Here is an 11,031-nt window from a genome sequence, read left to right on the forward strand (position 1 = left end):
GGGGGGGGGTAGGGGGAAAGAGCAAACACCAAAAAAAAAAAAAAAAAAAAAATATTAGATAAGAGAATAAAACCAAAAAAACAAAAAAAAAAAAAAAAAAAAAAAAAAAAAAAAAAATAATTATGAAAAAACATGAAACAAGAAAAAAATCGTCCGTGGTTGCGATACCGCCACAACCTAAATAGCCCTCAAGCGCAACAACGTACTTAATCTTCATCTACAATAGAAAGGCTAGATTCCTTTACAGTTTATATGTTGTCTTTATCTCCCAGTCTCCAAGAAAGACTATCAACACCTTTAAAAATTGGCACTTTTGAAGTTAAAAGTCGGGTGCTACAATCACCCTTATCCGGTGTTACTGATTTGGTATTTCGCCGCTTAGTACGTCTCTACGCCCCAGATTCAATGATGTACACCGAAATGGTTAATGCCACAGGTTTACATTATGTTAAACAATTACCTCAAATTATGGAGGTAGACCCAGGCGAACGACCAATTAGTATTCAATTATTTGATTGTCGCCCAGATTTTTTAGCCGAAGCAGCTATAAAAGCAGTAGAAGAAGGGGCAGATACAGTAGATATTAATATGGGTTGTCCTGTTAATAAAATTACTAAAAATGGGGGCGGTTCTTCTTTATTAAGACAACCAGAAGTAGCAGAAGCAATTGTTCGAGAAGTTGTTAAAGCTGTGAATGTTCCAGTAACAGTTAAAACTCGCATTGGTTGGTCAGATAAAGAGATTACTATTTTAGAATTTGCTAAACGCATGGAAGATGCTGGCGCACAAATGATTACTGTTCATGGTAGAACTCGCGCCCAAGGTTATACGGGTCCTGCAAAATGGGAATGGATAGGTAAAGTTAAGGAAATTTTGTCTATTCCGGTAATTGGAAATGGCGATATTTTTTCTGTCGAAGCTGCGGTTCGTTGTTTGTCAGAAACGGGTGCAGATGGGGTAATGTGTTCTAGAGGAACGCTAGGTTATCCTTTTTTAGTTGGCGAAGTTGACTACTTTTTGAAAACGGGAAAAGTCAAGGAACCACCAACAGCAATTGAACGGTTAGAATGTGCTAAAGATCATTTAAAAGCACTGTGGGAATATAAGGGAGAAAGGGGAATTCGTCAAGCTAGAAAACACATGACTTGGTATGCAAAAGGTTTTCCCAATGCTTCGGAATTGCGCGGACAATTGAGTGTAATTGAAAGTTTAGATCAAGGGTTAGAGGTGATAGATAAAGCGATCGATTACTTGCAAACTCTTGGTGATTCAGCTAATTGGCAATTAACAGAAGATGACTCTGGGCTAGTGAAAATTTAACTCCGATCTGGCTCTAGAAAGGAGGTAGAACCTCCTAATACTCGTTCCCTGGTTGAACCTGGGAACGAGAAATAGAGGCTCCGCCTCGTGGTGCAAGAAAAGATGGGGCAGGCAAGATGCCTACCCCACAAGAAAGCTATAATTATTGTGGGGCGGGCATCCTGCCCGCCAAAGGGGCATCCTGCCCGCCAAAGGGGCATCCTGCCCGCCAAAGGGGCATCCTGCCCGCCAAAGGGGCATCCTGCCCGCCAAAGGGGCATCCTGCCCGCCAAAGGGGCATCCTGCCCGCCAAAGTTTTCAGTCTCAACTAAAAACCCGGTTTCTTGAAGAAACCGGGTTTTTGAATAACTTATGTTAGGTTATTTCTCTGTTAAACTCCAAACGCCATCATCCCATTTCTTTTCTAATTCTTCATCGTGTGTCAGCCAGTATTGACAACGTTCTAAATACATTTCAGATGCTTTGTCTTTCATTTTCCTGCTGTTCATTTCTTCCACTATTTTGCCAAATTCATTTTGTGCTAATCTAAATTCCTTCTGTAAGTAATATTCCCGTCCTTTCTGGTAAATATCTATTTGTTGTTTTTTCCAATCAGGAACTGAACTCATATTGTCTGTCGTACAGACTAATTCAAAAATTGAGACGGGTTGAGTTTTTCCTTTAACACGGATGTAATCTAATTCTCGGCAATAAACTTCTGATTGGCATTTCGCAAAAGTATATTCGCTGATAATAATATCGCAGCCATATTGTTTGCTGGCACTTTCTAAACGGGAACCTAAGTTAACGCCATCACCGATCGAAGTCAGTTCCATCCGTTGTGAAGAACCAATATTACCGCTAATTACTACGTCGGAATTTATACCAATACCAATCTTAATTTCCTGCAAATTATTCTCGCGGCGATGTTGATTAAATTTGGCTAAACGGTAACGCATTTCTAAAGCGGTTTTTGTCGCCATTAAAGCATGATCTTCTAAGGGTACAAAAGCACCGAAGACTGCCATAATAGCATCACCAATGTATTTGTCTAAGGTACCTTTATGTTGGAAAACTGCTTCTACCATTAACTCGAAATATTCATTGAGCATTTGTACCACTTCTTCGGCTTGCATTCTTTCTGTTAAAGTGGTGTAACTGCGAATATCTGAGAAGAGAACGGAAACTTCTTTGCGATCGCCTCCCATCTTGAAATCATCGCCTCTAGCTAACAATTGTTCCGCTACTTCTTGAGTCATGTAACGATACATTGTACTCTTCAATCGTTTCTCATGACTAATATCTTCCATTACCACTAAAGCGCCACGAATTTTGCTGGTATCATTCACATCTGAGATGGTATTGATCGAAAGATTAACGCTGTGTTTTTCGTCATTAGTTGACTGTAAAACTTGGTCTGGATAATACTGTTGCCGCTTTCTCTCTTCCACTGCTTCTAAAGCTGCTTGGAACCAAGAACGGAATTTATTATCATCTTCTTGTTGTAGTCCTTCCTTACCACAAATTTTTACCAAATCCCAAGCTGGTGTTCCTTCTACTCTTTCATTTTCACTTAAGCCTAACAATTTTCTGGCACTTTCATTAGCCGCAATTACACAACCTGCTTTATCCGTAGATAGCACTCCATTTGACAAACTGCGGAGAATATCTCGCTGCATTTGCTGTTGTTGTTTTACTTCATCAAACAACTTGGCATTTTGCAATGCTACACCAGCTTGAATATTAAAAATTTGCATAAATTCTTGGTCGGTGCGATTAAAACTCGCCTTCCAACATTCTGGTGCGTCAGGCCAATTATCAGGGTTATATTCTGGCAATTCTCCTTGTCTTTTCTTGTTAATTAATTGCGTGACTCCAATCAATTCTTCATCAGCATTAAACACAGGCATACACAACATACTACAGGTGCGATAACCTGTTTTATTATCAGTTTCTTTAGAAACTGCGGAACGAGGATCGTCATAAATATCGAAAGGAATCATTAGTGGTTCGCCTGACTCTGCTACCATTCCGGCAAAACCTGCGTTTCTGGGAATTCGCAGTTCTTTTAATTCACCACCAATGGGAATTTTTGTCCATAATTGTTCTCTTTCATGGTCAATTAACCACAAGGTACTGCGATCGGCATTCATCAATTTTTTAGCTTCATCCATCACCCGTTTTAGGGTTTCTTCTAAGTCTAAGCTGCTTTGACTTAATGCTTGGTTTGCTTTCATTAAAGCATCAGCAGCACGTTGTTTTTGTGTGGCTACATAGAAAGAACGCGAACTTTCTAAAATCAACCGAATCGAAGGGGCAAATTCTTCAAAAAGGTATTCATCTTGTTTGGTAAATCCTGCTACATCAATGCGATCTCGCAAATCTTTTGTCGGATCATTTGATGCTTTTAATTTATTAAGTAACTGGACAACGGCAACTAAATCTCCCTCTGCATTTAACAGAGGTAAAGCTAACATTGTATATGTGCGATAGCCTGTTTTCTTATATGTTTTTTGGGATTCCGCAGAACGAGGATCGTCAAAAAAGTCATAAGGGATATTTACTACTTTCTTGAAAGTAGCTACTTCGCCTGCAATTCCTTTATCCGCCGGAATGCGAATTTCTAATGGGCCAACGCCATCATTTTTGGCTAAAATTGACCACAATTCATTCTTTTCTTCATCTATTAAAAATATTGTTGTGCGATCGGCTGCTAATAACTCTCCTGTTTTTAAGGCAATACTTTGCAACATTTCTTGCAGTACAGTTTCCATTCCCTCACTATGAATTACCATTGTCAGGGTGTCATTTACTGTACTAAGCTTTTGGTTAACTTCTTTAACAGCTTCCTTAAAAGATTCTTTATTTAAAGGAGCCAAAAATGTTGAAAATGACCCTTTGGTTGTGGTTAATGCGCCCCCTGGAACCCGATTATTTTCATAAGAATTCCGGTCGTAAACTTCTGGTATAATTGCCAGATTATCCTCTTGAGTTACTTGATTACTGACTGCACCATTGATTTCACTACTACTTACATCAATTACTTCGTAACTTATTTCTTGAGGAGTAACATCAATTACTTGATTTTGTCTAATGTAAATTTCATTTTTAATCTCTACTCCATTACTTCCCACTACTTCAATTATGTGATTTTCTTGGTCGATCGCTCTTTCTTCCTCTACACTTCCATTCTCCGCTTCATCCCAACAACTATTTCTAAAATCCCGACCAAAATCATAATTTTGATGCCCATTTTGATTCTCTTTGTTCTCTTGGTTTTGACCAATATTTATTTCATCTCCGTAGGACTTATAACCATTCTGATTTTTTCTATCTTCAATATCATTAATCTTATCCTCTTCAATAAATTTTTCGATTTTTTCCCAGGGATTTTCTTGCCGAACTGATTCCCTAAAATTTCCTTCAATCTGAATATTTTTACTATCAATCTTTAGTGATTTTTCATCTCTTGAATTCTGAGATTGTTCCTTATATGGTACACAATCAATCGTATATATTGGCTCAGACATTTCTATTTTCAACCTCTGAGTTTGCTTTCTTAACTGTTCATTCTCTTGAGCGTTGGTAACTTCAAGCATTGGATTTACACCCTGTTTTTCCACGTATGGTTTGACATCAACTACATTAGTACTTGATTCGGCGAATGGTAGATTGTGGTTAGAATAAGACATAACTCAAACAATCAAATGCTTACTTTTTTTGACAATCCTGAAAACTTTTTATTGCATAAACTTACTTTATTAGTTTTCCCGATCGACCTCCTCAATTATTAATTACTTTATTAAGCTTTGGTTAAGTTTTACTAAGTTCTCTTCTGGTTGAATTATATGTTGTAACGACTGCCTTTGTCTTTTCTTTTTAAATTTGCCTCGGCGATCAATGATTCAGCAAAAGCGATCGCTTCGGTAGCTGAATCACCCCCAGCTAATTGAGCTAATTCCTGAGAGCGAGTAGAATGAGTATCTAAACAACTCACCCTTACCACAGTGCGAAAATCGGAAGCCCGAGCATTTTTTTCTCCATCTGGAGTATCAATTACTTGCTTGTCCACACGGAAATGTCGATCGGCCATAGCTGCAACCAAAGGTTGGTGAGTCACACATAAAACTTGATGGTATTGTGAGATTTGATGGAGTTTTTGGGCGATCGCTGCCGCCACTCTCCCAGAAACACCCACATCTATTTCATCAAATACTAGTGTTACCACAGAATCCATCGAAAAGCAGGTTTTAAAAGCTAAAAGAAACCGACTCATCTCACCCCCAGAAGCAGTTTCGGTTAAAGGATGCAAAGGTTCACCAGGATTAGGACTAAAAAGAAACGTAATTTTATCTGCGCCATTAGCAGTAGGAGTAATCGGTGTAATTTCCACCTGAAATTTCACCTTTTCCATCGCTAAAGGCTTTAATTGCTCAATTAAACGCGACTCTAATTTTCTCGCAGCAACCAACCTTAACTCTGTCAAAATCTGACAACATTCTTGCAGAATTCCCTTTTTTTCCTGGTAAATTTTTTCCAGAGTTTCTAAAGACTGACCACCACCTTTAAGTTCTTGTAATTCTGCTTCCACACCCTGTTGATAAGCGATCGCATCCGGCAAACTTGGCCCATACTTCCGGCAAATTTGCTTTAATTGCCTAATTCGCTCTTCCACAGTTTCCAACCTTTCGGGATCGGCTTCCAAAGCCTCACCATAATTATTAATTTGTCTGGCAGCTTCCGCCACCTGAGCCAAAGCCGCACTTACCATATCTAAAATTGGCTGTAAGCTAGAATCATAGACTACCATAAGGCTTAAAGTAGCCTCAGATTCTCCCAAAATATCAGCAGCAGCTTGGGCATCCTCATCATTTTGGTACAAAGCTTGATAGACCTGGTAACTTTGCTTTTGCAACTCCACAACATGAGACAGTCGGCTACGTTCTTGTTCTAAAGACTCTAACTCATCAGGATCGTTAAGTTTAGCCGCACTTAATTCCTGTAATTGAAACTCCAACAAATCTAACTTTTGCAACCGCATTTGTTCCGACTGGCGACGATTTTCTAAAGCCGAAAGAGCTTGAGAACAGGCGTGAAAAGCTGCATTCACCTTTTGACGTTGCTCAATTAAATCCACACCCCCAAAACTATCCAAATATTCCCTTTGAATAGCCGTTTGTCCAATTTGAACAGTTTGACCTTGAGCAGTAATTTCCACCAAACGCGATCGCAGCTGTTCCATCTGTTGTCTATTTACCAATACACCATTAATTCGCGATCGACTGCTGCGTAAGATACCCTCCTGACTAGTAGACATCTCCCGACTACAAACCACAGAATAATCATCCAACAGATCGATCTCCTCCTGATTGAGCCACTCGGCTACAGCAGAACTCAACCGAAAAGTCGCCTCCACCAAAGCCCTTTGTGCGCCAGTCCGAATCGATCGACTAGTCACCTTACCACCCAACGCCGCATCAATAGCATCCAGAATAATTGACTTTCCCGCCCCAGTTTCCCCAGTCAACACATTTAAACCAGCCCCAAAAGCCAGTTCCAGACGGTCAATCAAAGCAAAATTTTCAATCCGCAATCCTATTAACATAAGGCAATCAGCCTACAATTGAGGGTTTCTTGAGCAAACGCCGCATAAGAGCTACCATCGTCAAGTTTAATCTACACCAAAACTAGAACTGAGTTTTTCCGAGGTCTGGTGTATAACTTCTGCCCTTAGCCTTCTGCCTGATTAACTTAGCAATTGTTACAATGTTTTAACATAAGTCCCCCAAGACTAAATATTATAAAAAATTCATGAATCCTAAGACGGTATCCCCAGCTTCGCCCCATCTTGATTCAGAAGGCGTTCGCCAAACCACAACCCATCCAATCACCATAAAGGACAAAACACCAGTGGAAAAGCCAATAGTGATCGCCGAATCAGCAACCATTTCACCAGCGCCCCAAAAACGCGCCCAAACAGTTGCACCAGAAGCCGAAACAGAAACCATAGTTTACGATCCAGAAGCGATCGCCCAACATTACCGCAGACGACCCTTCCTAATTTTGCGGCGCACTTTAGCGATCGTCTGGCCCTCCACGATCTTCGCCCTTAGCCTCTGGTGGGATCGCCGCTTAGGAAAAATTAACCAAAACCAACAAAAACGCGCCATCCAGCTAAAACAACTCCTCACCAACTTAGGGCCCGCCTACATCAAAATCGGACAAGCCCTCTCCAGCAGACCCGACCTAGTACCCCCAACATACCTAGAAGAACTCACCCATCTCCAAGACCAACTACCCCCCTTCCCCAACGAAGTAGCCTATAGATTCATCCAAGAAGAACTAGGAGCCCATCCCGACCAAATCTACGCCGAACTCTCACCCCAACCACTAGCCGCAGCCTCACTAGGGCAAGTATACAAAGGCAAACTCAAAACCGGAGAAACAGTCGCCGTCAAAGTCCAAAGACCCGACCTGCAACAAAAAATTGCCCTAGACCTATACATTATGCGCGGTCTAGCAGCTTATGCAAAAAAAACCTTCAAAAATTTGCGGAGTGACCTAGTAGCCATCCTCGATGAATTTGGTAGCCGCATCTTTGAAGAAATGGACTACATTCACGAAGGAAAAAACGCCGAACGCTTTGAACAACTCTACGGCCACATCCCAGACATTTACATTCCCCGCATCTACTGGGAATACACCCGCCGTCGCGTCCTCACAATGGAATGGATCACCGGAACCAAATTAACCAACCTGGAAGCCATGCAGAAACAAGGCATAAACGCTTCCTACCTCATCGAAGTCGGCGTTCAATGTTCCCTCCGCCAACTATTAGAACACGGCTTTTTCCACGCTGACCCCCATCCAGGCAACCTTTTAGCCAGTCCAGAAGGCAAACTCGTCTACCTCGACTTTGGCATGATGAGCGAAGTCAAACGTCAACAACGCTACGGCTTAATCGAAGCAGTCGTACACCTAGTCAACCGCGACTTTGAAGGCTTAGGGCAAGACTACATCAAACTCGAATTTTTAACCCCCGACACCGACCTGACACCCATCATCCCCGCCTTTGCTGCCGTCTTCAACGATGCCCTATCTTCCACAGTCGCCGAAATGAACTTTAAGAGCATCACCGACCAGCTTTCGGCTTTAATGTATGAGTTTCCCTTCCGTGTACCCGCCTACTACGCTTTAATTATTCGCTCCCTAGTCACTTTAGAAGGAATCGCCATTAACATCGATCCCAACTTCAAAGTATTAAGCAAAGCCTATCCCTACGTCGCCAAACGCTTACTCACCGACCAAGCCCCAGAGTTAAGAGCATCTTTACAAGATTTATTGTTCAAACAAAGTGGTTTTCGCTGGAATCGGTTAGAAAACCTGATCCGCAATGCCCGTAACTCCCCAGATTTTGACTTAAATCAGACACTTGAGCAAACCGTTAACTTCCTCTATTCAGAACGAGGCACTTTCATTCGCAAAAAACTAGTTAACGAAATAGTCAATGGTTTAGACATCTTCGGGCGCAACACTTGGGAAAATTTGACTTTTGCCTTCCGCCAAAGATTGGGACTAGCAGCAAACGAAATCCCCGCCACCACCGAAACACCCAAGAGTCTCGAACATATCCAGAGAATTTGGGCAATTCTCCAAGAAACCCCAGGTTTTGACCCCATAGAGATGATCTCGATTATTACTAAACTTTTGCTGAAACCCGAAACTCAACAAATGGGACAACAAGTAATTGGCGGACTTACCCAACGTACACTTGCTCGCTTAATTCGGGAACTTCTGATTTCAGACCAGTCTCTAACAGAACCAGAAGCTGAGTATCGGGAAGATACACCACCTAGATTGGCTTTACCCGTGTCTGTAGAAAATCGCTAGCAGCGTGGCTCTTGGAACTCTCAAAGCAGGGGGGAGGACAATTCAAAACTCTCTCCTGCCACTATTTGCCATCTAAGTCTTTCATTTGTTGCTGTAACTTGGCTTCTAACTCTTGTATTTCTTCTCGCCGTGCTTCTACTTCTAGTAAACGACGGCTGAGGTCTAATTTTTCCAGAGTCAGAGTTTGTAGCCCTTCCTCTACCCTTTCCTTTTCTTGCTGTATAAAATCTAAAGTAATTTCACTTGTCAGGTAATTTTTGACCAAATCTAGCACCCAATCTGTAGCATCTTTAATACTCAAAACCTGGCGAGTGGGAGAAAGTTCCACCAAAACTAGCAAGCCATTACTCCACTCATCTGTTTGGGCTGCTGGAATTGGAATCACCTCAGCTTCTTCAATTAAAGCCCAGGTATGTTCAGATTCTTGGCGGGCTAATAACCGCAGCTTGGTTTGATCTTTAATTGCTTCCTTTTGTACCTGGGCAAAATGTAGCATTAGCTTGATTTTTGATTACCTCTGTTCGATTCATCACAACTATCCCTGTGTTTTCGGGGTGGCTCAGCAAAATTGGCTAAAAAATTGCCAGATTAAGAGTAGATACGCTCAGGTTTGGTGCTACCTGTGCCGCAGCTGAGTCGAGCTTGAGGATATTACACAAGTCAATAGATCTAAATTCCCATCCTGTGTAATGTACCAAATTGTCAATGTGTTTTTTGAGCTAGCAGCCGACGATTTCCTCTAAATTTTACTGATTTGTGTGCGTAATGAGCGAATGAGAATGGACAGTGCATGGATTGGCAAAAGTTTACCTTGATTAACATTATGTGCCATAATTGCGTCAATTCTAGGTGAAAATCGCAAAACTTTTATAAGTATTAACTCCGAAATAATCTGCTGTACTGGATTTCATGAGCCATACTCGCTAGCGCTAATCCCCATCCACAACTACTCAGGTCGTCATCCGTTAGGGCTAAGATTTCGCTGCTGGCTTCTACGATCGGGTTGTGTAATTTGGACAATAATTGTTGACCTGTGGTTTGTCCTAAAGGGATGAGTCTGATGCTAGCACTGATTAAATTGGTGGCCCAACTGTGTAAGTATCCTAAAATGGCGGCTGATGGGTTAATTTCCCAATGGGCGGAGATTATACCAAAGCCGATCGCAAAACTCACCTCCTGACTCAAGCTGTTAAACTCTTTACTAAGCGGCGGCTCCAAGTTTTCCAGTAGCCGCCTCAAAGCATGACCCATCTGCCAGCTTTGTTCCCGTAACTCTGCCGTTTCCCTGGCAGCTTTTGCCCAATTATTCCAATACTCTAAAGCTTCTAAATCCCCACTTTCTGTAGCTCTATAACCTCTGAGCATGATTGCCGCTTCTATTCTAATCGCACCATAGCGCAATTCTTGTTCTAACCAATGTTTCAAAGTTATTTGGTCATCAATTACTTTTGCTTCCACTAAACTTTCTAATCCTTCCGAATAACTATAAGCCCCCACTGGTAAGGCTGTGTTCGTAATTTGTAATAAACGCAGCAGATTTAAATTATTGGTCATTTGTCATTGGTCATTGGTCATTTGTCATTGGTCATTTGTCATTTGTCATTTGTCATTGGTCATTGGTCATTTGTTATTGGTCATTTGTCATTAGGTAAAGATGAAAAGCTAAATTTTTCCTCGTCCCCTTGTCCCCTCGTCCCCATGTCCCCTTGTACCCATGTACCCTTGTACCCAATCCCCCCAAACCCAAACCCCCAAAACCCCAACCCCAATCCCCACAACCCCCAACCCACACACCAAAACCCCCCCCACCAACCCCCAAAAAAAACCAAAAAAAAACCAAAA

Annotated in this window: 6 protein-coding genes; 2 read left to right on the plus strand and 4 right to left on the minus strand. The window is 41.6% G+C overall.

Annotated features, from left to right (window positions below; all coding sequences use genetic code 11):
* Positions 1-252 precede the first annotated feature (252 nt).
* Positions 253-1,320 carry a tRNA dihydrouridine synthase DusB gene (gene dusB, locus ACE1CC_RS24985; protein WP_413273145.1) on the plus strand — a complete coding sequence of 356 codons (1,068 nt, stop codon included), beginning with the start codon at positions 253-255 and terminating at the stop codon, positions 1,318-1,320.
* 359 nt (positions 1,321-1,679) lie between these two features.
* Here the strand turns inward: dusB and ACE1CC_RS24990 are convergent, their stop codons facing one another.
* Positions 1,680-4,277: a GAF domain-containing protein gene (locus ACE1CC_RS24990; protein WP_459563916.1), complete on the minus strand. Its 2,598-nt coding sequence runs from the start codon at positions 4,275-4,277 to the stop codon at positions 1,680-1,682.
* Positions 4,278-5,143: 866 nt separating this feature from the next.
* A complete protein-coding gene (gene recN / locus ACE1CC_RS24995; RefSeq protein ID WP_413273147.1) occupies positions 5,144-6,904 on the minus strand; it encodes a DNA repair protein RecN in 1,761 nt (586 codons plus the stop codon).
* Positions 6,905-7,110: 206 nt separating this feature from the next.
* Between recN and ACE1CC_RS25000 the strand changes: the two genes are divergently transcribed.
* Positions 7,111-9,189, plus strand: a complete 2,079-nt coding sequence (locus ACE1CC_RS25000) for an ABC1 kinase family protein (protein ID WP_413273148.1) — start codon at positions 7,111-7,113, stop codon at positions 9,187-9,189.
* A 61-nt stretch (positions 9,190-9,250) separates the two neighbouring features.
* On the opposite strand, the gene ACE1CC_RS25005 is transcribed toward ACE1CC_RS25000, so the two are convergent.
* The gene (locus ACE1CC_RS25005) at positions 9,251-9,685 is read right to left on the minus strand and encodes a hypothetical protein (protein WP_413273149.1); all 435 of its coding nucleotides are present in this window, start codon (positions 9,683-9,685) and stop codon (positions 9,251-9,253) included.
* A 380-nt stretch (positions 9,686-10,065) separates the two neighbouring features.
* Positions 10,066-10,743 carry an urease accessory protein UreF gene (locus ACE1CC_RS25010; RefSeq protein ID WP_413273150.1) on the minus strand — a complete coding sequence of 226 codons (678 nt, stop codon included), beginning with the start codon at positions 10,741-10,743 and terminating at the stop codon, positions 10,066-10,068.
* Positions 10,744-11,031: the final 288 nt, after the last annotated feature.

Origin of the sequence: Floridaenema aerugineum BLCC-F46 (assembly GCF_041929345.1) — a bacterium.
Taxonomy (GTDB): Bacteria; Cyanobacteriota; Cyanobacteriia; order Cyanobacteriales; family Aerosakkonemataceae; genus Floridanema; species Floridanema aerugineum.